Below are 23,566 nucleotides of genomic sequence, written 5' to 3' on the forward strand. Positions count from 1 at the left end.
TTTTCATGACTATCTATTTAAAATCAAACGTCTACAATTTTTCTTAACGTTTTCAAGATTTGCTTCCCATGTAAAGCGATAACTGACCAGAACATTACAGTACTGATCAAAAATGAAATCCAACTTGGTAAAGGATGGGTTGTCCAGCCAAGGAATAAAAAAACTAAAGGTATAAGCCCTAACAATGCAGCTGCCTGAAGATAGAGCACATAATCTCCAGTATCAAGACGTACGACTTGGATGGCTAAAAACATAGCAATCAATGCAAAAGTACAAATAATAGGAATTGAATAGGTTATTGACCAGGCTGACCATCCATTTGAATAGTCAAAGTACAGGCTAATTACAGACAAAAAAATAATTAAATAAACGATTCCTTTGGTTATGTTTCGACGCTTACGAATGATAATCAAGACGACCATCCACATACTCATAATTCCAAATAAAACATAGTCTAATCCAAAAACCTGAAAAGACCAGAACCATTGTATGATAAAGTAAGCCACAATAACCAAAACAGACACTAGTGAAAGCAGTTTAGTAACTTTCTCTCTGTTAAATCGTAAAGGAACAACTGGAAATGGTCCTTGGTTTTCTTCTTCATTTTCCTTCTGTTCAGCAAAAGGGCTCTGACAAAGAGGACATACATCCCAATCACCTTTTACTTTCGCATGGCACTGTATGCATTGTTTCATTTTATTTGGCTCTCCAATTCTTCTTTAGTCACCCTGTTTGTTCCCACTATAACCTCTATAGATTGTTCGGTCAGTAATTCCACAAATTTTTTCTGAATATCTGTTTCTATAAAAGGCGTTGTAAAACTTAGGGTGAGGCAATCTTCATGGCTGATCATACAAAACTGTGGACGAATTGCTGAAGTATGAAAATAGATACCTTGTATATATGGTAGGACTTCAGTAGGGAAATTTGCTTTCCCTAAGTTTGACATTGCAACTGTAACATTTCTATTATTAGAAAGATTAATTAATTTTAAAATTAAGTCTTTTAATGGTCGGACGGTTACTCTAATAAACGGATTTAACTCGAATGAAATAAATCGATTCACTCGTTTTTCCAGATATGTCGGGCTTGTCTGTGCTTTTAATTGTCTAGAAAGTTCCTGATATATTTCTGCAAGGTCTAGTTCTCTCTCATTTTCAAAAGTTATGGCTAAATGAGTTGTCGTGAAAAAATTCCGAGCAGAACTTGAAGGAAAAAATTGGCGGAGATTGACGGGTACAGAAATTGTCACTGTCGCTTTTCCTGATTTTTCTTCTTTAGTTTGATAAACAGCTATGATATATAAAGCAATCAGATAAACTGTAAGGGAAACATTATATTGCTTTGCAAGCTCGATTATTTTTTTCAATGATAATTCTAGCTCAATCACTCGCATTCGATTATCCGGCGTTCTAGTTCCTTTGATACGGTAGATATGCTGTTCTTTCTTATTTTTTCCTCTATTTGTTTCTAACTCATTAGTCGTATCATCTGTGGACAGCTCTAATTTATTTGATTTTATTTCCCTGTCTGCTTCTCTATCTAGATAAATTTTTTCAAGCGCAGAAAGAGTTGCTTTAGTAAAATTCTTTTGTCTACTTTTTCTAAAATACCGTGCAAAACTATCTTCTGACTGATTTGTTATTCTCTTTTGGTCTGGATTTTTTTCTATATCACTTGGTTCAAGATATTTGAACGATACATATTCAGAAATTAGGTCCTCAAAAAACCACAGCGCTCCTGTTCCATCAGATAGTGCATGAAACACTTCTAAGTGCACACGATTTTTATGATACAAAACTCTGAATAACAATTCTTTTCGGTCAAAATGATAAATAGTCGCGCAAGGGGACGTTGTCTCAGGCCTTATGACAGGCCTTAATTCGCTCTCTTCTAAATAATACCAGAATATTCCCCTTCTAAGTACGCTATGATACAAAGCGTATTGTTCATAAACTCTATCCAAAGCTCGCTGTAAATGTCTAGGATTAATATCCCCCTTTAATTCAGCACTCAAACGAAAAACTTTAGTATCCACATTATTTTTAGCTGCCAGAAAAATATTAGAAGCATTATCAAGCCTTACCCATTTTCGTTTCTCCATCAGACTCTCCCACCTCTTTATTTAAGCTTTCTCATTATGTACGCGTTAAAAAATCGTTCATGATTCGATAGGCTTCATCTAAGGGGGCAGCGAATTTTGGATAAGTAATAAATCCATGAACAGCATTTTTGATACGATGCAGCCTCACCTTGTTACCCGCTTTGAATAGAGCATTTGCATAAGCCTCACCTTCATCACATAGTGGATCATATTCAGCAGTAATGACGAGCGTTTCCGGCTGTTCCGATAAATCGTCTGCCATCAAAGGTGCAACCCGGTAATCTTTTCTGGCTGTCTCATCTGGGACATACAGTTTCATGTAACTCTGAATTTTATCAATTGTCAGACCGTACTCATGTCCATTGGCTCTTATAGATTTAAATGGTGACTGTTCAGAATGATCCCAATAGGTGACAGGATAAAGTAATACTTGTTTATAAGGCATCGTCAGTCCTCTATCTCTTAATAATAAAGATACGACAGCGGCTAGATTACCACCAGCAGAATCCCCCATAATAATCCATTTAGATACATCTCCTGGTCCAGTAAATTCTAATTTTTCAAGTAGAATTTCAGCAACTCGAAAGCAGTCTTTTAAGCCAGCCGGATAAGGATATTCCGGAGCTAGTCGATAATCTACTGAATAAATCGTGCGTCCCAATGTATCTGCCAGATTAATACAGGCTCTTGTGTAGGAATCAATATCACCTATAACCCAGCCGCCACCATGAATGTACAAAATGGGCTCACTGTATTTTTGTTCCTTTGGCTGAAATACTCGAACTCCAATTTCATGTGAACGATCTTCAGAATAAATCTGATCATCCAATATCCGATATGTTTTCTTGGGCTTAGCATAAAAAATTTGTTGTAGTTTTCTTATTGATTGATAATCTTCTTGAATGTCTATCCTCGGTGATGATAACAACTTTAAAATTATTTTGAAAAATGGATTCATATTTTGACCTCTTTGCCTTTTAACTTTTCTTTAGTTTAGCATGAAAAGATTATAGTGACACTGAAAACAAAAAAATACTATAGTTGATAGAAAAAGCCTAATGCTCATTAGCGCAGGAACCTAAGATTAAATGATCAATTCAGATGTCATCGCGCATACTCGCTGACATTATTTTTTCTTAGTTAAAAAAGCAAAGAGACTATACTATCATCCTCTTTGCCTTATAAAATGTTTTTTAACCCTGAATAATTCATAACTCTGTATTTTAAGTAAATCTCTTAAAAAAATCATTCTCGCTTTATTTATTTTGATAACTTTTGCCCAAAACAATCTTTTTAAAGACTCTTTTCATTTTTGTAAGTGCCCAAAAATTACTTTTGTATAATTTTGGGCACACTTATCCCTTGGAACTTTTCTCTTAAAAAAATAGTATCCGCTTAGTTTATACCCATGAATGGGACCGCCTCAGGCGGTCGAAGACAGCATAGAATTCTTTATGATAAACGTGATAACTAGACAGTTTAAGATAGACTTGCCTACCTGTTTGGACAAGTTTCCCGGCTACTTTAAGTAATTTCAGTCGTATGGATTGAACAGTCAGACCTTTATCTCGTTCATCAAACCCAATCGTCTTTAAAAAGTTGATGAGGTTATAAGCGAGTAAACTCATTAACATCCTTACATGATTTTCTAAGAAGCGTGGACTATCGGTTTTATCAAAATAAAATCCTGCTTTCGCTTCTTTGATAAAGTTTTCCATCGTTCCACGTTTGGCATAAAGAGAGAATATGACTTCAGGGGATACATTTTTTGATAGGTTTGTCACAATAAATGTATGCTGAAAAAGGAGTTCTCCTCCTTCTCGAACAGAACGAATGCAGAGACGACGAGGTTTTGACCATGACTTAGCTTGATAAGGTACTGAAAAGTACTGCACTTCTCTCTCTTCCCATTTCTGATTTTCACCATATAGAACTGATTTTTCAGCTAGTTGACTCACTTTTTTATTGTTCTTTAAACGAATAACATAGTGGCTATTGTTGGCTTCACAAGCTTCATACACCTCTGGTGTTGCAAATCCACTATCTCCACGAACGAGTATGTCGGTATTCGGTAAGGAGTGATTATAATGCTGCAGTAAAGGTTCTATGAAAGCTTTTACACCTTTAGATGTGTATTGATTTCCTGAACGTAGTTCAGCTTTTAAGAAATCTCCAGTCAGTCCATCAAAGGCAACTAGAGGATGATATCCATAAGTTTGATAGTGGGCATTATAATCGGTTTGTTCTTGATTTCCAAAGGTATCTGAGTGTGTTGAATCAATATCAATGATCAACTCGGTATCATTACGAATCAGACGCGCTTTATCAATTAATGATTGATTTAATGACTGTAACTGATCTAAGTTCTCTTCTGAAAAACGGTCTAGAAATCGCGAAAGCGACGATTGCGAGGCTAACTGATTTCTACCTAGAATAACTTGAAATACTGGATCATGTCTTAATATATTAGCCGAAGAGTCTGTCGAATAACCAGCCGTTAGCTGCATAATAAGCTGCTCAAAAATTGCTAGATTATCATGTATGAAGTAAGCACGATTTTCTTTTAAGTGAAGTAGTCGTTTAGCTAAATCAGAGAAACCAAAGGTATTCATTAGTTCTTTAACTAAGACCAAACCGGAATCACTAGATAAGCGTCCACCTGTATGCGAAATGGTAATGTTAGAATTGAATTTAATCTGTTTTTTGTGTAAGCTAGTCATTAGAAGAACTCCTTTTCTTATGGTTGGTTTCGACACCTTTACCATATCAGAATGGAGTTCTTTTTTCATCACTTAACAGGTGAAACAATAAAAGTATCATAGTGCCTGCCATTAGGCAGTGTTTCCACGATTCAAGCAAAAGTATGAATTATCTAGGTTTAACTTATTATTTAATTATTTTTTTAACTTTTCGACGCTTTTTATATTGCGGACGTTTTAACAGTCTTACTTTCTTAATGTCATTGATGGTTTCTATTTTTTCAATAGCTCTTTCTATCTGGCTCTGATCATTGTCGAGATCAATTAAAACATATACGCATTCACCTTTACGATTCGTCATCATCTCGCCTATTCTCAAATCAAACTGATTAAAAATCTGCATAATATCTGGTAGGATATCCATCGTTTCTTTATAAAATAGAGTCACTCGATAAGGTAAATGGAAAAGCTGTCTAGCTGAAGGGAAGTTGACAGAATCTCTGACTGTTCCATAAATAAGGAAATCACTGAGTGCTTTTCTTGCTAGTCTTTCTCCTCCTTCTAAAGCTTCTTGTGTATTCCCGCCAATATGCGGTAACATAATGACTTTATCGTTCCCCAAATAAGCTTCTTCCGGAAAATCCGTATAATACCCTGCTAAGCTATCTTCTTCTAAAACTGCAAGCATACCTGTTGTATCAACGATTGGTCCTCTGCCAAAGTTGAAAAGATAAGCTCCCTGTTTCATTTGTCGCAACCGTTCTTCAGATAATAGCCCTCTTGTTCCTTCTGTCAAAGGAAGAGCAATCACTACAAAATGTGACTGACGTAATAATTCATCCAAATCTACTTGCTCTAAAAAATCTAGCCCTTGATCTCGTCTGGCATATCCTAAAACTTCCATCCCCAAATCATAAGCACTTCTTGCAATTTGGACACCAATAGCACCTAATCCGACTACGCCAATGACTTTTCCTTGGAGTTCTCTTCCGATAAATTCTTCCCGTCTCGCTTCTGCCTGCAATAAGATATCTTCTCCACTAAGAGTCTGAACCATTTCTGCAGCTTTAGTGAGCGGTCTAACCACTGAAAAAAGTGTACTAATTACTGCTTCTTTTACTGCATTAGCATTCACTCCAGGTGTATTCAAAACAGCTACACCCTGCTCTGTAGAGGCTTCGACATTGATTGTATTGACACCAACTCCTGATCTGGAGATGACCAGCAACTTATCCGTTATGAGCGAATCTGGAACAGTTGAACTTCTAACCATAATTCCATGCGGTTCATCTGTATCTTTAACATAAGCTTTAGCCAGTTTTAATCTGGAAAGCTGCTTATTAGTGAAAGAATCGATTACCTTTATGTCATACATTTTATCGTCTCCTATGTAGGATTTCTTCAACAAAAAACTTTATAGCCTCTATTCCACTTTGCTTTTTATTCTATCATTGGTTACACTAAAATAAAAGTTTAGGAGGGTGTTTGGAATGCACATTGAAACGATACAATTATATCCTGATCGTCCTGTCATTGGAGTCCATAGTCAAGTAAAAGATACCACTTTTGAAGAGTATGTGGAACTAGGAACATTTAACAGTGTAGACAATTCTAGTATTGGCGGTTATAGCTATACAGGAAGTTACTGCTACATTCAAAATTCTGTAATTGGAAGATTTGCCAGTATTTCTGATATGGTTCGAATTGGACCAACCAATCATCCTTACGAACGCCCTTCTCAGCATTTATTTGCTTATAACGGCGATGGTTATGGCTTCCCAAATAAAGATTCCCAATTTTTGGAAGGCAGAAGACAAAAAGTTACCACGATTGGCAATGATGTGTGGATCGGTCACGGCGTAACGATCCAATCTGGCATTACTGTGGGAGACGGAGCCGTCATCGGTGCAGGTGCCGTAGTTACTAAAGATGTTCCTCCTTATACAATTGTTGGAGGCATACCTGCCAAACCACTAAAAGAAAGATTTCCGAAAGAAATCCAGGAAAAACTTCTCAAAATAAATTGGTGGAACTGGTCCAGAAAAGAGCTTGAAGAACATTATGAAGACTTAAAACTACCTATTGAAGACTTTGTTGAAAAATTCATCTAATCAAAAAGAGCACTTATTTCCACTTACAAAATGGTAATAAGTGCTTTTTTACTTATCCGCTATTTATTAAAGGGCATACTGCTGGATTTTATATTTTTTAATTAGCCAAAAGCCAAATATCAGATTCCATGCTGTCATCGTATAAACCGATAACCGTTCAAACACCGCAGAATGATCGGCATTAGTTAATAAAAATGTAACTAACATGATTAGACCAAAATTACCTAACAGTAATGCGATTGCTTTGACTATATACCCCTGTTTTTTCAGTTTAAGATATATACCCATTAATAATAAAGTACAATTCCCTCCTACAATCGCCATTGCTGCTCCAATAATATGCATACTCGCATAGTCGTAAGTCTCTCCCGGAAAAAGACCCACAAGAACATTTCCGACTCCTTGGATGAGTGCGAAACCTAATACAGACCACTTTGCTTTATCTTTTATCAAAGGAAGGACAGCAATATAACTACCAGCAGAGAGAATTCCATATAATATGAACCCTGTATTCATGACTCCTGCTAAAGGAGAATACACTTCTCGCCCATCATCAATCAACAGTCTTTTAGATACACCTAAGTCACTAATATAATGAAAGCTGTAACTGTATTCCGGATTAGTCCAAGCTTGAGCAGAAATGGCTTCTGCAATTAGATAAACACTAGAAGCCAACATAAATAATATAGCACCCATCAGAATTCTTTTTGAAAGGAATTTCCCCATTTAATTACTCCTTGATTTTCTTAATTAAAAGCCAATATAAGTAAACGGTGATTGAACTCTTTTAGGATTACCAGATTCATCTACGAAATGATATCCCTTAAATTTTATGTGCTTAGGAAATAGTTCAATCCCATTTATTTCATTGATAGCTATTCCAGAATCAGCAAAATTATATCGAATCTGCTTTCTACCTTTTTGAGTAACATTTTCTTTGATTACATATCTATTAGATGTTTTTGGTATCTTATATGCACTGACAATCATACCACTGTTAGGATATACTCCAAAAATATACTCGATTTCATCAGCTTTTTGTTTACTTATTGACCAATCGCCCAATGTTCTTAGTTTTAAAGCTTTTGAATTAGGATCATACATTTTCTCAGGAGATAAATTTTTGCTGGAATCTATTAAATCTTCAGTAGGCTTTATCTTCACAAACATGATCTTGTACCCTCTTAATTGATTAACATCTACAGGTTCCGGACTAAGTGAAGACTGAAGTATTTCAACTCTTCCAAAAGTTTGAAGTGATAATTTTTGCTTATCTGAACGATGTCCGCTAACTATATTGGCTAACTTGGAAACAGAAATTTTTGTTTCATCAATTATTTTCATGAAATTAATGAGTGCATTCTCTACATGAAAAGCTTCTGTTTCACTTAATCCAAAAGAAATAATGTACTTTTCAACTTCTAGCTTTTTTTCTTTGATTGAGTTTATGATACTAATTTTTTCTGATTGTAAAACATTCTGTTCAGTCGTACTTTCAAACTCATGTGAAAATACTCTATTTTTATTCCCTTTACCAATATAAAAAATTGCTTTATCGTCTGGATTTACCAGTGCATAAACATAATATTGTAAATGATCTATAACTTCCTGAGTAAATGCCTTCATGATATTCCTTCTTCAGCCTATTTTTCTGTTAATTCTTCTGACTAATCGCGATAAACACATCCGCATCCTGATTCATGAACACGTCTTTCGCATGATGAAAGTTTCTAATTTCACTAGACTGAAATCCTATTTCAGAAAGAAGTCTCTTCAATTCTTCCCGTTTGAATCCACTATGGACTTTAGGGTGTTTAACCTTTTCGTTATAATCAAAATCGACAATGATTAGTTTGCCGCCTTTGTTTAAAACAAAATAGACATTCTGCAATATTGCTCTAGTATCTGGAATATGCAGTAACACCAATGACATCATAACAATATCTGCTTTAATTTCTGGTACTTCCTGCGTAAAATCAGCTAGTAAGGTTCGGGTATTCTCTAATTTACTTTGTTTTATTTTTTCATCTACGACTTTCAACATTTCCTTCGAGGAATCCACCATGATCAGTTCAGATACTTCATGCGCTAACTGCACACTGATCAGTCCCGTTCCGCTTCCGTAATCAATCATCGTTTTTTCTTGACTATCTGCTAATTGTCCACTAACTTCCTTACTAATAATATTTGCTAACTTGATTCTTTCCGGCGTATCATATCTCTTAGCCATATCTTCAAATATGTTCTCATTCACTATTTATCATTCCTCTCTATGTTCTTTTATTTTTTATATTGCACTGATAAAATTAGTAATTAAATGGCTAATCTGTTCCGGTTTTTCATGATGTAACCAATGTGTAGATTCTCCTAGTAAGGTTCCTTGGCCTTGATCACAGAACTCTAGACTTTTTTCAGCCAGTTTCCAACTTAAAAATTGATCTTTCCTCCCCCAGATAACGTAAGTCGGTACTGTAATCTGGTCTGTTACTTTAGCAGAGGCAAAAAATTTTAAATTGGCACGATACCAGTTGATCATCGACTGCATTGCGTTTGGCTTAGACCAAGCCAGTCGATATTCTTTTAAGTCATTTTTGCTAAATGTTCCTTCATTACTTGTATTCTGTATTGCTTCTGTTGCTAGCTGCCAATCTGATCGACTAGCCATTTTTTCTGGTATCCCTCGCAACTGAAAGAAAAGAATGTAAGAACTTTTTAAAAGTTGCGATGGATGCTTTCTAACATGTTTACTCATTGCGGATAAATGCGGAGCATTTAAAATGACCAGCTTGTTAATCAGCTCTGGATATTCTTTCGCCACTTTCCAGGCAACAAGGCCACCCCAGTCATGACCCACAAGAAATACTTTTTCCTTTCCTGTTTGCTTGATTAATCCAACTATATCTTCAACCAAATAGTCCATCTGATATTCTCTAACTTTCTTTGGTTTATCACTTAGATTATAACCTCGTTGATCAGGAGCCCATACTCGAAACCCATTTCCCGCCAAAGCTGCTATTTGATGTTTCCAGCCATACCAGAATTCTGGAAATCCATGAAGTAACAAGACTACTTCACCCTCTTTTGGCCCTTTTTGAGCAACATGCAGCTTAATACCATTCGTTTCAACATATACGTGCTCTATCTTTTCCATATTCACTGCTTCCTTTCGCTTTTAGTCAGGATGCTTAAAGTTCATTACTTTTCTATACTATTATTATAATAAAAAGAGAAAAAAATCCATCCAATAACACTTTATCCTTCCTTATGCGCAGTGTTTCCTATAATTTTTTTGATGATTTCAGCAAGCTCTTGATGGGTTTGATTTTGTCCGGTTTCATACCATGTTTTGAAAGTTCCGATTACTCCACGAATTAGAAAAGCAGAAACTAGTCGATGATACTCTGGTTCAACTTCAGGAAAAGCGCTCTGTAGAATATTACGAGAATGATAGTCTACCCATCCATCTATTCTTGAAGAAAAAGAGCGACTACCGTTTGGCCCTAAAAGAATATAGATAATATCTCTCTTTTCAGACAAGCTAAAAAATAAGACATCTAGCAAAGATGCAGGGTTAATTTCTTTTGAGAGATTCTCATCATATTGGTCAAACATCTTTTCTAATTCTGTAAAAACATCATCTTCCAATTCATCCAATAGTTCATAAATATCAGAATAATGAAAATAGAAAGTTCCTCTATTAATTTCCGCTTTCTCTGTTAACTCTTTTACTTTAACTTGATGAATTGATTTCTCTTTCAAGAAATAAATCAATGCATCTTTCAAATTTCTTTTTGTTTTTTGTACACTTCGATTTTCAGTCATTTTTTTCCTCTTTTCAACACTTTCACTTTATTTGTTTAAATTTCAACAAATGGACAGTGACTGTATGTTGTACTTTCATCATTAGCTACTATAATTAACACTAGTTCAAATTTCAACATTTGTCAAAATAACAAGAAAGAAGTAGATTGTATGAAGGAAAGATTATTTAGAGCGATTGTGCATTATAGAAAGACAATTATTTATACCTTCGCTTTATTAGGAATTATATCCATATTCTTAGCAAGATTTGTAGGCATTAATAATGATATGACAGATTATTTACCCAATTCTTCTCCGTCCACCCAAGCTATAGATGTGATGAAAGAAGAATTCCCACCCCAACCATCCAGTATTCGTGTAATGATTGAGGAAGCGGATATAACAGAAGCTATCAAAGTGAAAGAAGCGCTCTTAGAGATCAACCATATTGATTCTGTTGATTGGCTAGATGATCATGAAGATCTCGAGAAACCGATTGAATTAATGGATCAAGAGACTGTAAAAGACTACTATCAAGATGGCAAAGCCTTAATGGCGATTTCCGCTGAAGTTGATGGTAACGAACAACGAGATGAACTGATTGAAAAAATTAGAAATGTGATCGGTAAAGAAGGAAAAATGGATGGGCAGCTCGTACAAGATTACGAACTGGATCAGCATACTAGTGTCGACTTATACTCTACGATCAGTTTTGCTGTTATTATTGCTTTTATTGTATTAATTTTTTCTACATCCTCTTGGATAGAACCCATTTTAATTTTAGGTACGATTGGATTAGCCATTTTAATTAATAGTGGGACCAATATCTTTTTAGGTGAAATTTCTTTTGTTACTAAGAATGCTTTCCCTATCCTACAATTAGGTGTTTCGATTGATTACTCTATCTTCTTACTACATCGCTATGAGGAGTATCGTCGAGAGGGTCTCCTTCAAGAAGAAGCTATGGTCAAAGCTTTAAAAAATTCTTTAGGCTCTGTTTTATCTAGTGGATTAACGACCGTTATCGGCTTTGCTGCTTTAATATTAATGAAATTTGGAATAGGAGCAGACATGGGAATTGTATTAGCAAAAGGGGTAATCTTTAGCCTTCTTTCCGTGTTTATTTTCCTACCTGCGATGACTTTAGTCTGTGCAAATTTACTAGAAAAAACTATGCATCGTTCTTTTATTCCGTCTTTGAAGCCCTTAGCTAACCTTGTATATAAGGTTCGTTTTGTAGCTGTCCCATTAATAATTTTATTTGCAGGTGTCTTTTTTTTCGCTCAACATCAAAATGACTTCTATTACGGAAACTCTAGGTGGCTTCCATCAGACAATAAAGTCATGCAAGAACAGAATGCTATTGAAAAAGACTTTGGACATGAAAATCTGATGGCTTTAATGATTCCTAACGGTAATGAAGAAAGTGAAAAAGAAATGATTGAAGCCTTGGATGAATTTTCAGATATTACAGCGGTAGAAGCTTATTCAAATGAAGTTGGCTGGGCTATCCCTATCCAATATGTTCCTGAATCTACTAGAGAAATGCTGCACTCAGAAGATTACACACGAATGGCTATAGAAACTTCTTTACCAGCAGAAAGCACTGAAACCTTTGAGATGATTGATACCATTAGAGAGAAAGCCGATAGCTTATTCGGTGAAGACTATCTTCTAGCAGGAGATAGTGTTTCGACTTATGATTTAAAAGATGTCATCAGTTCGGATCAGCGTATTGTAAATATCACTTCCATTATTGGCATACTGATCGTCATTATGTTTGCCTTTAAATCTCTGATTCTTCCAGCTATTCTCGTTATGAGTATTCAAGCTGCTATTTGGATCAATTTGGGTCTCCCTTATTTTAGAGGAAGTGCATTATTTTACATTGCCTTTTTAATCTTAAGTTCTGTGCAATTAGGTGCTACCGTAGATTACGCCGTTTTATTGACAGATCGTTATATAGAAGAACGGCATTTACACTCGAAAAAAGAAGCACTTCTAGCTTCAATAGAAAAATCTGGAGAAAGCATCCTAGTCTCTGGAGTTATTATGACTTTTGCAGGACTGCTTTTTGGAATATTCTCCACTAATCAAGTGCCCGCTCAAATAGGATATTTATTAGCTCAAGGAACGTTACTATCTATGCTAGTTGTATTTTTTGGTTTGCCGATCCTACTATATATATCAGATAAGTGGATCGAAAAAACAACCTTAAATACAAATTTTGAAAAATAGAAGGAGAAAATTAAAAATGAAAAAAACAATTATTGGTTTAAGCTCACTTTATATCGCTGCTAGCTCTATTACTTTTCCTGTAATGGCTGAGGAAAATAGCGATGAGTCCAATTATTCAAAAGAAGAATTAGTCTACTCTACGATTGATCTTTCTGGAGACTTAAAAGAAATGTATGTAACAAATCTTTTCGAGATGGATGATGCAAATGAAATTGAAGACTTTGGGAACTATAATGAACTGCGACTACTCAATACTAAAGATTCTGATTTAAATTACGCTAATAAAGAAGCCCATATTCTTACCAACGAAAACCGAGTATTCACTCAAGGTGAAGTAGCAGATAAACAATTACCATGGACATTTGATTTCTCTTATACTTTAGATGGAAAAACAGTTGATCCTCATCAAGTCGCTGGTAAAAGCGGCCAAGTTACTGTTCAAGTATCCATTTCACCTACTGATGAGTCCAATGAAAAATTAATGGATTTTTATGATCATTATGCTTTGCAGATCAGTACTTCGCTAGACCTTGATACTCACTATAACCTAAAAAGTGAGAATGGAATCATCAGTACTGCCGGAAATAAACAGCAAGTTCAATGGACAGTACTACCTGGGCAAGATGATCCACTTTCTTTCACAGTTGAAACAACTGAACTAGAAGAACTGGATTGGTCAATCAACGGTGCTCCCCTTAGTCTAGCCCTAGGAGATGATTTATTTGATATATCTTCTTTTACAGATCCTTTACAAGAACTGGAAGATGGAATTACAACACTTGATGGTGGCGCACAAGCTTTAAATAACGGTAGCACTGACTTGACTAGCGGAATCCAACAGCTCCTAGACGGAAGCAACCGCTTATCAGATGGGACAAGTGAACTATCCAGTAAAAGTCAACTACTTGTAGAAGGTACGAGTAAAGCTTATAAACAGTCAGGAAATCTTGCATCTGGTCTAGGTACTTTGGATGCCGGAAGCAATCAGCTTGCTCAATCTACTAATCAACTTGAAGCAGGTAGCCAGGAATTGAATAAAAAATCTATTCAATTCTTTGATGGGCTTGATGATTTGAATAATGGAATCTCTGATTTATCAAGTGGCCTTGGAGAAATAGAACAAGGTTTAAATACATTAGATGGTAAATCTGCATCATTAACCGAAAATTCAGCGTTGATACTAAAAGCCCTACAAACAATGCAAGCAAAAGTGGATAATATTGAAGTAGCATTCAATGATGTATCAGAATTAAGTGAAGCTGCAGATGGTATTGGTTCTGGATTATCAGCGCTCGATAATGGTATAGCTGGAATGGATCAGACTATTGATCAATATGATTCTACGCTAAAAGAAACTGGATTAGCACCTACAGATTTAGCTGCACAGAACAAAAATTATCAAGAATCAATTCAAACTTTACAAAATCAAATCAAGACCCTTCAACCATTAGTTGAAGAAGGATTAATTGAACAAGCTTTAGTAGATGAGTTAACAACTACCCTAAACCAGACAAAACAGCTTTTAAACGTTAATGTACAGTATATCTCTGGTAGTGATTCACTTATTAACGGTATCCATAATCAAGTGGAAGAAGATGGTGCTCTAAAAAGTGGAAGTACCCAGTTAATTAATAACTATCAAGCATTTCATACTGCTATCAATGAGCTTGTGACTGGAATTGCTGGCTTATCTGACGAACTTGCTCCTCTTCAAGAAGGTGTCGATCAGTTAACTGAAAATTATTCATCTCTTGATCAAGGTGTACAGGATTATACGGAAGGCGTTCACCAGCTTGCTAACGGAATAAATAAAGTCACAGCTGCAAGCAAACAATTAGATAGCGGTTCTACCAGTCTTATAAATGGCGGCGAAGCTCTTGAAAATGGAATTAATCAGTTATCTGATGGTGCTACGCAATTAAATCAGGGAGCAGATAATTTAACTCAAGGAATTGACGATGCTCATACTGGTTCCCTTGCATTTATAGAAGGAATAAGCCAACTTTACAATGGAACAGTTGCTTTACAATCTGGAGCTCAAGATTTATTTATTGGAGTAGATGATTTATCTGAAGGGATTAGTGAAGCAGAGGCCGGTTCAACTGATCTCTCCAATGGAGCAAATGAATTAGCTGAAGGGACTTCAGAACTTCAAAATGAAACAGCAGGTTTACCAGATAAAACTAAAGATAAAATAGATGACGCTATTGAAGAATTTTCTAATTCAGATTATGAGGTTCAATCTTATATGGACGATCGAAACGATCATGTCGATAATGTTCAATTTGTCATCCAATATCGTGCCCAAGAAGAAGACACAGAAGATCAAACTACTGACAACAGCTCTGAAGAACATGTAAGTTTATGGCAAAAACTCTTGAATCTATTTACTTAAAATCAGATTCAACTAACGCTCACTTAAATTTGCAAATTAAAAATTGAGACAACATTAGTAATAAATAAAAATACCGCCCAATCCTGATAATCTAAATCTGGATTGGGCGGTATTTAAATTTAATTGACTTTTCATAATTTCAATCATCAAATACGTAGATCTCATCGACTTATCTCTATACTATTCTTCTAAATAACTGAAATCTGTCAACTCATCATACGTATAGGTTTGTTCGATCTGTTCTTTGTTTTGTGTCCATTCAATGATTTGATCAAACTGGTCTTGATCAACCGCTTTAGCATACGGATAGTTTTCTTTCTGGGTATCCAAATACGTACTCATAGCATCTGGAAACTGATATTTTGATAAGATATCAGCATATTCACTTGCATCATGTTCATTCATGTAATCAATCGCTTTATTGTAACCAATATAAAATGCTTGAATATCTTGAGGTCGTTCTTCTAAAACACTATCCATGAACTGAATCGTTCCTCCATTAATTCCTGACTCTTTTGAACTACCCAGGATCACAGCACCTTGTTCAGCCAACATGCTGGCTTGTGGTTCAGTATAAACCGCTGCATCTACTTCTCCTTTTAACAAAGCCTCAGAACGAGTTGAAAATGAAGGGATATCAACCACCTCATAAGTAAAATCTTGTTCTTCAGCAAAAACATCCATGATATATTCTAGAATAAAGTTCGGTACCAAAGTGATTTTCTTATTAGCTAGTTCTTTCATTTCTGTAATTCCTGACTGAGGTGATGCCAGAATTTTGAAATCTTCTAGAATGCCAGAAGTGATTGTCATATCTGTTTCATTTTGCTTAAAGGTTGCTTCCGTCATAACATCACTGATTGTACCGTCTAACTCTTTTGATTGTATAGCTACGTTACGGTCATTTGGTGAAGAAAATGATTCTATTTCAACATTGGTTCCTTCTTCTTCAAAGAATCCTTTTTCATTTGCTAATATAATCGGAATAGCTGACTCAGCTGGCAGAACACCAAAGCGGATAGTTTCTCCTGTTACCTTTTCTTCATCTTTTGATGCAGCGTTTGTTTCATTACTTTCTTGTGTATCGCAAGCTGCTAAACTACCTGCTGTAAGAAAAGCAAGTAAGCTCATTATTAATTTTTTCATTTTTGTTCTCCCAACATTTCTCTAAATTTATCTATCGGTAAACCTTCAATCACTATATTTCTATGCAACTCTAAAGGCGGTGTACTACTAGTATTGATTCCTGGTTCAGTCGTAAAAGCTAGCTTGAAATGTGAATTCAACAATGTCTGAACGTTATTTTGATTATATAGACCAAATGGATAAGCAAATACGTCCTTTTCTTCCACATATTGATTACAACTTTCTAAATCTCGAATAAATGATGCTTCTGATTCCCACATTATTCGACTTTTTTCTATTCCCTCTCGTTGATGGAAATGATGAGTATGGTTAGCATATGTAAAAATATCTGCCATTTCTTCCAATTCCTTAAAACTTAATACTTGAGAAAAGTTTTCTTTATAAGGCTGCTCTTCTTCAAAAATCCACCCCGTTGGTTCAAAAGATACTGCCTTAATGCCCATTTCTTTAAGTACCGGATAAGCATATTTTTTCTGAGATTGATAACAATCATCAAATGTAATCAAGACTGATTTTTCTGGTAATTTCTGATCTTCATAATAAAATCCTTTTATTTCATCAAGCGATAAGAAATGGTACCCCGCTCCTTTCAAGTAGTTCAATAATTCACAAAAATAATCAAGGCTATTGTATAATGGCATCGGTAAACTATCCTTATACCCATCTGCTACTGAAATAGGTCTCTGACCTAAAGAAATTTCGTTTTTGGAACGAATTTCATGAAATACTAATGTTGTAAACAATGAATTATCCTCCTTTTTTCCTTCCATAGTATAACATAATTGTGTACTATTAAACTAAGTAAATTAGATTGAAGGCGAATATTCTATGGGAATTATCATCAAGAATTTAAATTTTATTTATGAACAGAATCAGATATTTAAAAATACTGATTTTCACTTTGAAGATAACAAAATCTACACTTTAGTAGGACCATCTGGCATCGGAAAAAGTACATTACTTGATGTATTGACAGGTTTCAAAAAACCTCAGTCTGGTACCATCTCTTATCAAAATGTACAAAAGTCAGAAATGTTGACTATTTTTCAGAATAATCAAATTTTTCCTTGGTTAACTGTTTCTGAAGCACTAGCTCTACCCTTGAAAATCAAAAATATTTCCAAAGAGCAGACAGATTCCAGAGTAAAAGAACTTTTAAAAATATTTGAATTAGAAGCATTAGCTTATAAAAGACCAAACGCTTTAAGTGGTGGCCAGCTTCAGAGAGTGGCTATTGCTCAAGGACTAACACTAGACCCAAAATTTCTACTTTTAGATGAACCAACCTCTTCGCTGGATCAAGAAGCAAAAGAAGAAATTCAAGACCGCCTGCTAGATGAACAGCATAAAAGGAATAATACCATGATCATTGTTACCCACGATATTGAAGAAGCTGCCTATCTAGGTCAAGAAATTATACTAGTCGCAAATCAGCAATTAAACAAATTAGAGAATCCAACATTCGGGAGAGAAAATCGTCGCCACTCGCTCGGTTTTTATGAGTTTTGCATCCGATTAAGAAAGCAGGTGAGACAACTATGAAAAAATCATATTCATATTTTTTCTATTCATTATTTTTGGGTGTGCTGTCTTATCTGAGTGTATGGATCCTACTTTTTATTCTTTCAAATAATCATGCTATTCCCAGCCCTACAGTAACAATAATCAAAATGTGGGAAATCAGAGAATTACTGGGATTACATATGCTCGCTAGTAGTTTAAGAATTATCATTGCTCTTTTACTAGCTATTATTACTGGCGTTCCGCTCGGAATTCTGCTGAGTATGTTTCCTAGATCTGACCATTTACTCTCTCCTTTGCTATATTTTTTGTACCCATTACCGAAAGTTGCTTTTCTACCCGTTTTCATGCTGTTTTGGGGTCTAGGAAACTTTTCTAAAATATTATTACTATTTTCTATTATTGTTTTACAAGTGATTATCTTAGTAAGAGATGGAGCTAAGATGATTCCTGAAAATTATCAACGAATTATGGTTAACTTTCAAGCCAGCATTTGGCATCAAATTCGCTATTTGATTCTACCTGCTATTTTTCCAAATATCCTTGCTAGCTTACGCGTCAGCATTGGTATTGCTTTAGCTTCTCTTTTCTTTGCAGAAAATTATGCTACAGATTACGGTTTAGGGTACCTTATCCTGAGTGCCTGGACTAAAATGGATTATCCTGAAATGTTTGCAGGTATATTCTGCATTGCTTTACTGGGATTTTTCTTTTTTCGAGCAATCGACGCTTTAGAACGATTTTCTTATAAAGAATAGTAAAAACGAATTGTAGTAATAAAAACAAAGAACAGCACAGCTACTGCTCTTGTCGATGTAGACAGACAAGGCGTAATTGTGCTGTTGATTTTTTATTTGGCTTTTACACTTCATCATGATTGTTTTATCTATAAGCTATTGCGTTACTTGAATCGTTTCTCCGTCACTTATCACTTGAACATTCCCTTCCCTTGTTAAGTAAACAGTTGTTCCAAGTTTCTCAAGTGCAGAAACTACTACTACTTCTTCTTTATTTTTATCTGAACTAGTAATAATTGCATATTCTGGACTAACTTTAGTGAAAAAATCAGTACTATTTTCTGAATAGCGTCCATGATGCGGCACCTTGAGAAGTGTATATTCTCCATCTAGTTGATTCATCAGTTCTTCCAAACGAACAGCTTCGGCATCTCCAGCGAATAAGAAACGATTTTCTCCATGTTCCACACTCACAACCAAGGAATAATCATTGTCACTTTCATAGGAACTTAGTTCAGGAGGATAAATAGTAAAACTCGCTGAACTATTAGAAAAAGAAAGTTTTTTTGTCAATACAGTCGGTGCAAGATTGTTGTCTTCCATTGCCGTAAGAAATTCTTGATAATCTGTGCTGTCTGTTTCATAATCTGGCACGAGTACATTTTGTACGTCTACTTCATTAAGCACAGTATCAGCACCACCTACATGATCTTTATCAAAATGCGTAATTACTAGATAATCAATCGTCTCAATCCTTTCACTCTCTAAGTAATCAATGATTTCTTCTCCATCTTCCTCTTCTCCAGTATCAATTAGTACAGTCTGACTACCATCTGATAATAATATACTATCTGCGCTTCCAATCTTAAAAAAGGTTATTTCTAGATTATCTGCAGTACTGTTTCCGTTCTGAGCTGAACAACCCGCTACAGATAAGGACATGATTAAGAGAATCAAAAGGATGATTCTTTTCATAATTTTTTTAACTTTTAGATGCTTCATTTAGTCATTTCCTTTCTTATACAGTATTCAATATTTGATAAATCTAAAATATGGCTACCAGCTAGATTTTAAAATATTATCAATCAATTCTCTTGTTTGTTTAGAAACAATTTTGCTCTCTATCTATGTCTTTAGGATTGTCAAAAAAAGCAGAATGCAACTGAAAATAATAAACATTGTTCCTGTTAAAAAAACTGCTGGTCTGAATTGATTGCTGGAATAATAACAAACGGCTTCTTCATGTCATACACCTCCTGAGACTTGAAAACAGAATGAATTATCTCTGCAGCTTCTATAAGACCTGACCTAAAAGCCATTATTAAAATAATATGGAATTTGGATAGTTTTCGTTTTTTATATTCCTATTTTATAAGGAATATAAAAAAGAATCCCCGAAAAATTGATAGAACTTTGTGGAAATTATGTGGCAAATTATGTTCAACGTAATCTTTTCTATGGCTTTTCCTGCTTTTGCCTTCATCAATAAACCTAACTGTAAAATCAGTCCTCACAAAAACTTATATAAGACCTCATCCATGTATATATATGATTACATCAAAAAAACATTACCTGAATAGATTTACTCAGGTAATGTTTTTAATTGAAAGTGTTTTTCTAACATATCAATAAACGAACTTTTTATAATAGTGCTGCTTCTCTTCTTGGCAAAATTATTTATTCATTATTGTAGGTAAGCTATGCATTATCTAACTTCTTTATTGGAAGTTATCTCGTGCTTTACGTAGATCAGTAAATTCTTCTAACGTTTCGGCTTTTAGAAATAAGTTTATATGCTTTTCTTTTCCAATTGTAGAAGGTAACGTTGGGCGGTTTTCATTTCTCAGTTCATTGACCTCATCCAAACTTTGCAGAATTGACTTGTCTCCCGGCTCAATAGATTGTGCAAATCGCAAGTTCGTTTGTGTATATTCGTGACCCGCATAGACACGTACATCATCGTCCAAATTTCTGAATTTCTGTAAAGTGTCATATTGCGCCTCATAATCTCCTGTGAATACTCGACCGCAGCCTCCAGAAAACAATGCATCGCCACAGAATAAGTTTTTATCCATCAAAAAACTAATATGTTCGCTGGAATGACCTGCTGTTTTAAAGACTTTAAAACTGTGATCCAGTAATTCGAAGGAATCACCATCTTGAACAGTGTAGTCATTTAGCTGAGCTGTTTCCTCTGGTCCATAAACTGGTGTGTCGATATAATTAGCCAATACTTCTTTGACCCCACCGATATGATCGTTATGTTCATGTGTTAGCAGGATCGCTTTAAGTGATAATTGCTTTTCTTTTAAATAACGTAAAATGCCTTCAGATTCTCCTGGATCAACGATTATTGCTTCGCTTCCTTCTTCAATAACCCAGATATAATTATCCGAAAATGCTTCTATAGGATGAATATTCACATTTATCTCTCCCTTGTTCAATTTGCTTTTATGTATTTTATTATTCAGAAAGAATCCCTCAAAAAATAGAAACTTTGGTACATCCTTTTAATTTTGTCCTACTTTAGTTCGTGTTCTTTAATATATCTTGTATCTTGTCGGTATAAATTTTGTCTAAATAGTCAGTAGTACGCTCGAAATTTCCCATACTGGAAACTTTAAGTGTACTTCTATTCACAAGTTTATCATCAATTCTTCTAATAACCAAAAAATCATGTTCATCATCTTTCGTTCCACACACCCTATTTAAGTGAACTTTTTGACCATTCTTTAATTCGAGAATGTAAAAAAATTCTCCTTTAGAATATTTCATTGGGATAAGTGAATTCCTTCCATACACTCCTGTATTAATTTTTATTATATTATCATAATTAAATACTTGACCTTGAGGATGTAAAAAGGAATAATCAATGATTCTGTTCTCAGTTATAACCGTAACAGATGAAATGATCATATAAAATAACATTACGTTTATAGCAATAAATATCCTAAATTTGGATCTTCTGTTCTTGTTCATAAAAGCATTTCTTGGCCGAAACTCCTTATATATACTCCTGAATTTCTTACAAAAAACATAAACCATACCTAAAATTAAGTATACTTCATAAATAAATATACCTAGTGACGCTGGATAATTGAAGGTCCACATTAAGGAATCATCTGGTACAAAGAGCATTTCTTGAATCTCATTAATCAATATAAAGATTCCTAAAGTGAATATAACTGCAACAACCAGTAAAAAAATAGAGGATAAAATTAATTTGATTTTTTTCAAATAAAAAGCAACTCCTAATTTTTGAGTCATTAAGTGATCTTATTAATGAACTTTGGTTTCTACAAATAGTTTTAGCATTTTTGTTTTAATTTTCAACTTCTTAAGATCATTAATTTTTCAACTATCTATAGGATATTATCCTTTGGCCATTCTTTTAGGTGCACACTTGATATTACTATACTCTATTTAATTAAATATCTGATCATATTTTTTAAATTTTCATTTGAAATATAATTTTTGATAAGTAATTTCTCTTAGAATTCTTTTTTCTGATATGATATTACTATAACAATTTAATGGGGGAAATGAATCATGCTGAATTTTAAACAAAATATTCGTGGAAATGTTGCCTTGGGTATCAATCCTGTTGGTCTTAAACAAGAAGTACTAAACCAAATTAATTATGTAAAAAACAAAGGAACTTACGAAGGTCCTAAAAAGGTATTAATTATTGGCGCTTCATCAAGTTATGGATTAGCTACCCGTATCAATCTCGCTTTTGGAGCAGGAGCAGATACCATCGGTGTTTCGTTTGAAAAAGGACCAAAAAATGAAAAAAATCTAGGTACAGCTGGCTGGTACAATAACATTGCTTTTAAAGAAGCAGCTGAAAAAGAAGGTTTGATTGCTAAAAACTTTGTACAAGACGCCTTCAGTCATGAAAGCAAACAAGAAGTTATCGACTACATTAAAAATGAATTCGGTGGTAAAGTTGATTTAGTTGTCTATAGTTTAGCCAGCGGAAGAAGAACAGATCCCGATACAAAAGAGACCTATACTTCTTCCATCAAAGCAATTGGAGAGCCAGTGGTAGGCCCGAACATCAACATGCAAAATGAAGCATTTTATACTGAAACACTAGATCCTGCAACAGATCAGGAAATCCATGATACTGTTAAAGTAATGGGTGGAGAAGACTGGGAATTATGGATGAAAGCATTAAAAGAAGCAGATGTGTTAGCTGATGGTGTTCTAACGACTAATTATTCATATCTAGGAACAGAGCTTAATCACCCTTACTATGGTGGAGGTACACTGGGGCGTGCTAAAGCAGATTGTGATGACAAAGCTGAAAATATTAATGAATTACTGGCTGACATAAATGGTAAAGCGCTGATAGTAGTGGCTACTGCTGTTACGACTAAAGCAAGTTCAGTTATTCCATTTTTCCCTGTATACTGCATCGGTCTTTACAAAGTCATGGAAGAAAAGGGCACTCATGAAACACCGATCATGCACCAGGACCGCATCTATCGCGACATGATTTATGGAAACAATCCTGAATACGATGAAACTGGTCGTTTAAGACCCGATAGCTGGGAATTAGATAGCGATACACAGGCTAAAACAAAAGAACTGATTCTAAAACTCAATGAAGGTAACTTTAATACGGATCTGACTGCTTATGATCTCTTTTATAAAGAATTCTCAAATTTAAGTGGTTTCATGGTCGACGGCTATGTTGAGCAAGACATTACTATAGATGAATTAAAAGCGTTGAAATATTAATTCCTTAACAAACTAAATCAAAAAGGTTATGGCTATAGTCGCCATAACCTTTTTTTAAATATTGTGGA

21 protein-coding genes are annotated in these 23,566 nt (G+C 34.8%); 6 read left to right on the plus strand and 15 right to left on the minus strand.

The genetic code is table 11. The features are described from left to right. Positions 1–23: 23 nt before the first annotated feature. The 5 genes from BKP56_RS02590 to BKP56_RS02610 form a co-directional block, all read right to left on the minus strand. A complete protein-coding gene (locus BKP56_RS02590) occupies positions 24–695 on the minus strand; it encodes a DUF6320 domain-containing protein (RefSeq protein ID WP_072693584.1) in 672 nt (223 codons plus the stop codon). Continuing rightward, positions 692–2,104, minus strand: a complete 1,413-nt coding sequence (locus BKP56_RS02595) for a hypothetical protein (RefSeq protein WP_072693585.1) — start codon at positions 2,102–2,104, stop codon at positions 692–694. Before BKP56_RS02595 ends, BKP56_RS02590 begins: the two co-directional genes overlap by 4 nt. Positions 2,105–2,138: 34 nt before the next feature. After that, positions 2,139–3,062 carry an alpha/beta hydrolase gene (locus tag BKP56_RS02600; protein ID WP_072693586.1) on the minus strand — a complete coding sequence of 308 codons (924 nt, stop codon included), beginning with the start codon at positions 3,060–3,062 and terminating at the stop codon, positions 2,139–2,141. A 442-nt stretch (positions 3,063–3,504) separates the two neighbouring features. Next, positions 3,505–4,824 carry an IS1380 family transposase gene (locus BKP56_RS02605; protein WP_072693356.1) on the minus strand — a complete coding sequence of 440 codons (1,320 nt, stop codon included), beginning with the start codon at positions 4,822–4,824 and terminating at the stop codon, positions 3,505–3,507. Positions 4,825–4,990: 166 nt separating this feature from the next. Next, on the minus strand, positions 4,991–6,178 hold the full coding sequence (locus BKP56_RS02610) for an NAD(P)-dependent oxidoreductase (RefSeq protein ID WP_072693587.1): 1,188 nt from the start codon (positions 6,176–6,178) through the stop codon (positions 4,991–4,993). Between the two features lie 115 nt (positions 6,179–6,293). On the opposite strand from BKP56_RS02610, the gene BKP56_RS02615 reads away from it, so the two are divergent. Continuing rightward, on the plus strand, positions 6,294–6,914 hold the full coding sequence (locus BKP56_RS02615) for a DapH/DapD/GlmU-related protein (RefSeq protein WP_072693588.1): 621 nt from the start codon (positions 6,294–6,296) through the stop codon (positions 6,912–6,914). A 66-nt stretch (positions 6,915–6,980) separates the two neighbouring features. Here the strand turns inward: BKP56_RS02615 and BKP56_RS02620 are convergent, their stop codons facing one another. The 5 genes from BKP56_RS02620 to BKP56_RS02640 all read right to left on the minus strand — a co-directional run bounded on the left by BKP56_RS02620 (position 6,981) and on the right by BKP56_RS02640 (position 10,736). Beyond that, a complete protein-coding gene (locus tag BKP56_RS02620) occupies positions 6,981–7,640 on the minus strand; it encodes a DUF998 domain-containing protein (RefSeq protein ID WP_072693589.1) in 660 nt (219 codons plus the stop codon). A 24-nt stretch (positions 7,641–7,664) separates the two neighbouring features. Then, the gene (locus BKP56_RS02625; RefSeq protein ID WP_072693590.1) at positions 7,665–8,540 is read right to left on the minus strand and encodes an LEM-3-like GIY-YIG domain-containing protein; all 876 of its coding nucleotides are present in this window, start codon (positions 8,538–8,540) and stop codon (positions 7,665–7,667) included. Between the two features lie 28 nt (positions 8,541–8,568). Beyond that, positions 8,569–9,168: a class I SAM-dependent methyltransferase gene (locus BKP56_RS02630; RefSeq protein ID WP_072693591.1), complete on the minus strand. Its 600-nt coding sequence runs from the start codon at positions 9,166–9,168 to the stop codon at positions 8,569–8,571. Positions 9,169–9,201: 33 nt separating this feature from the next. Beyond that, positions 9,202–10,065 carry an alpha/beta fold hydrolase gene (locus BKP56_RS02635; protein WP_072693592.1) on the minus strand — a complete coding sequence of 288 codons (864 nt, stop codon included), beginning with the start codon at positions 10,063–10,065 and terminating at the stop codon, positions 9,202–9,204. Between the two features lie 101 nt (positions 10,066–10,166). Next, a complete protein-coding gene (locus BKP56_RS02640; protein ID WP_072693593.1) occupies positions 10,167–10,736 on the minus strand; it encodes a TetR/AcrR family transcriptional regulator in 570 nt (189 codons plus the stop codon). Positions 10,737–10,886: 150 nt separating this feature from the next. Between BKP56_RS02640 and BKP56_RS02645 the strand changes: the two genes are divergently transcribed. Together BKP56_RS02645 and BKP56_RS02650 are read left to right on the plus strand one after the other, a co-directional pair. Further along, on the plus strand, positions 10,887–12,953 hold the full coding sequence (locus BKP56_RS02645; RefSeq protein WP_072693594.1) for an efflux RND transporter permease subunit: 2,067 nt from the start codon (positions 10,887–10,889) through the stop codon (positions 12,951–12,953). 16 nt (positions 12,954–12,969) lie between these two features. After that, the gene (locus BKP56_RS02650) at positions 12,970–15,348 is read left to right on the plus strand and encodes a hypothetical protein (protein ID WP_072693595.1); all 2,379 of its coding nucleotides are present in this window, start codon (positions 12,970–12,972) and stop codon (positions 15,346–15,348) included. 180 nt (positions 15,349–15,528) lie between these two features. Here BKP56_RS02650 and BKP56_RS02655 read toward each other — a convergent pair whose 3' ends face one another. Together BKP56_RS02655 and BKP56_RS02660 are read right to left on the minus strand one after the other, a co-directional pair. After that, a complete protein-coding gene (locus BKP56_RS02655; RefSeq protein ID WP_072693596.1) occupies positions 15,529–16,494 on the minus strand; it encodes an ABC transporter substrate-binding protein in 966 nt (321 codons plus the stop codon). Next, positions 16,491–17,237, minus strand: coding sequence for a polysaccharide deacetylase family protein (locus tag BKP56_RS02660; protein ID WP_232226922.1), 747 nt, complete (start codon positions 17,235–17,237; stop codon positions 16,491–16,493). The genes BKP56_RS02655 and BKP56_RS02660 overlap by 4 nt, the downstream gene beginning before the upstream one ends. Positions 17,238–17,322: 85 nt before the next feature. Here BKP56_RS02660 and BKP56_RS02665 point away from each other — a divergent pair, with 85 nt between their 5' ends. Together BKP56_RS02665 and BKP56_RS02670 are read left to right on the plus strand one after the other, a co-directional pair. Then, the gene (locus tag BKP56_RS02665; RefSeq protein WP_072693598.1) at positions 17,323–18,036 is read left to right on the plus strand and encodes an ATP-binding cassette domain-containing protein; all 714 of its coding nucleotides are present in this window, start codon (positions 17,323–17,325) and stop codon (positions 18,034–18,036) included. Further along, positions 18,033–18,773 (plus strand): ABC transporter permease, encoded by a 741-nt coding sequence (locus tag BKP56_RS02670; RefSeq protein WP_072693599.1) that lies wholly within the window; start codon positions 18,033–18,035, stop codon positions 18,771–18,773. Before BKP56_RS02665 ends, BKP56_RS02670 begins: the two co-directional genes overlap by 4 nt. 135 nt (positions 18,774–18,908) lie before the next feature. On the opposite strand, the gene BKP56_RS02675 is transcribed toward BKP56_RS02670, so the two are convergent. From BKP56_RS02675 to BKP56_RS02685, 3 genes are all read right to left on the minus strand, one after another. Further along, positions 18,909–19,754 (minus strand): ComEC/Rec2 family competence protein, encoded by an 846-nt coding sequence (locus tag BKP56_RS02675; RefSeq protein WP_072693600.1) that lies wholly within the window; start codon positions 19,752–19,754, stop codon positions 18,909–18,911. 716 nt (positions 19,755–20,470) lie between these two features. Further along, complete coding sequence (gloB, locus tag BKP56_RS02680; protein WP_072693601.1) at positions 20,471–21,175, minus strand: hydroxyacylglutathione hydrolase; 705 nt, start codon at positions 21,173–21,175, stop codon at positions 20,471–20,473. A 103-nt stretch (positions 21,176–21,278) separates the two neighbouring features. Continuing rightward, positions 21,279–22,019: a hypothetical protein gene (locus tag BKP56_RS02685; protein WP_156849203.1), complete on the minus strand. Its 741-nt coding sequence runs from the start codon at positions 22,017–22,019 to the stop codon at positions 21,279–21,281. 282 nt (positions 22,020–22,301) lie between these two features. Here BKP56_RS02685 and fabV point away from each other — a divergent pair, with 282 nt between their 5' ends. Further along, positions 22,302–23,498: an enoyl-ACP reductase FabV gene (fabV, locus tag BKP56_RS02690; protein ID WP_072693603.1), complete on the plus strand. Its 1,197-nt coding sequence runs from the start codon at positions 22,302–22,304 to the stop codon at positions 23,496–23,498. Positions 23,499–23,566: the final 68 nt, after the last annotated feature.

It is taken from the genome of Marinilactibacillus sp. 15R, from assembly GCF_001895285.1.
GTDB classification, from domain to species: domain Bacteria; phylum Bacillota; class Bacilli; order Lactobacillales; family Carnobacteriaceae_A; genus Marinilactibacillus; species Marinilactibacillus piezotolerans.

Bases quoted from the DNA above. Each gene is read 5' to 3' on its own strand.
- BKP56_RS02615 (WP_072693588.1), top strand. From the start codon at position 6,294: ATGCACATTGAAACGATACAATTATATCCTGATCGTCCTGTCATTGGA.
- BKP56_RS02600 (WP_072693586.1), bottom strand. From the start codon at position 3,062: ATGAATCCATTTTTCAAAATAATTTTAAAGTTGTTATCATCACCGAGG.
- BKP56_RS02590 (WP_072693584.1), bottom strand. From the start codon at position 695: ATGAAACAATGCATACAGTGCCATGCGAAAGTAAAAGGTGATTGGGAT.
- BKP56_RS02625 (WP_072693590.1), bottom strand. From the start codon at position 8,540: ATGAAGGCATTTACTCAGGAAGTTATAGATCATTTACAATATTATGTT.
- fabV (WP_072693603.1), top strand. From the start codon at position 22,302: ATGCTGAATTTTAAACAAAATATTCGTGGAAATGTTGCCTTGGGTATC.
- BKP56_RS02670 (WP_072693599.1), top strand. From the start codon at position 18,033: ATGAAAAAATCATATTCATATTTTTTCTATTCATTATTTTTGGGTGTG.
- BKP56_RS02595 (WP_072693585.1), bottom strand. From the start codon at position 2,104: ATGGAGAAACGAAAATGGGTAAGGCTTGATAATGCTTCTAATATTTTT.
- BKP56_RS02620 (WP_072693589.1), bottom strand. From the start codon at position 7,640: ATGGGGAAATTCCTTTCAAAAAGAATTCTGATGGGTGCTATATTATTT.
- BKP56_RS02655 (WP_072693596.1), bottom strand. From the start codon at position 16,494: ATGAAAAAATTAATAATGAGCTTACTTGCTTTTCTTACAGCAGGTAGT.
- BKP56_RS02675 (WP_072693600.1), bottom strand. From the start codon at position 19,754: ATGAAGCATCTAAAAGTTAAAAAAATTATGAAAAGAATCATCCTTTTG.
- BKP56_RS02640 (WP_072693593.1), bottom strand. From the start codon at position 10,736: ATGACTGAAAATCGAAGTGTACAAAAAACAAAAAGAAATTTGAAAGAT.
- BKP56_RS02665 (WP_072693598.1), top strand. From the start codon at position 17,323: ATGGGAATTATCATCAAGAATTTAAATTTTATTTATGAACAGAATCAG.
- BKP56_RS02685 (WP_156849203.1), bottom strand. From the start codon at position 22,019: ATGACTCAAAAATTAGGAGTTGCTTTTTATTTGAAAAAAATCAAATTA.
- BKP56_RS02635 (WP_072693592.1), bottom strand. From the start codon at position 10,065: ATGGAAAAGATAGAGCACGTATATGTTGAAACGAATGGTATTAAGCTG.
- BKP56_RS02605 (WP_072693356.1), bottom strand. From the start codon at position 4,824: ATGACTAGCTTACACAAAAAACAGATTAAATTCAATTCTAACATTACC.
- BKP56_RS02645 (WP_072693594.1), top strand. From the start codon at position 10,887: ATGAAGGAAAGATTATTTAGAGCGATTGTGCATTATAGAAAGACAATT.
- BKP56_RS02610 (WP_072693587.1), bottom strand. From the start codon at position 6,178: ATGTATGACATAAAGGTAATCGATTCTTTCACTAATAAGCAGCTTTCC.
- BKP56_RS02650 (WP_072693595.1), top strand. From the start codon at position 12,970: ATGAAAAAAACAATTATTGGTTTAAGCTCACTTTATATCGCTGCTAGC.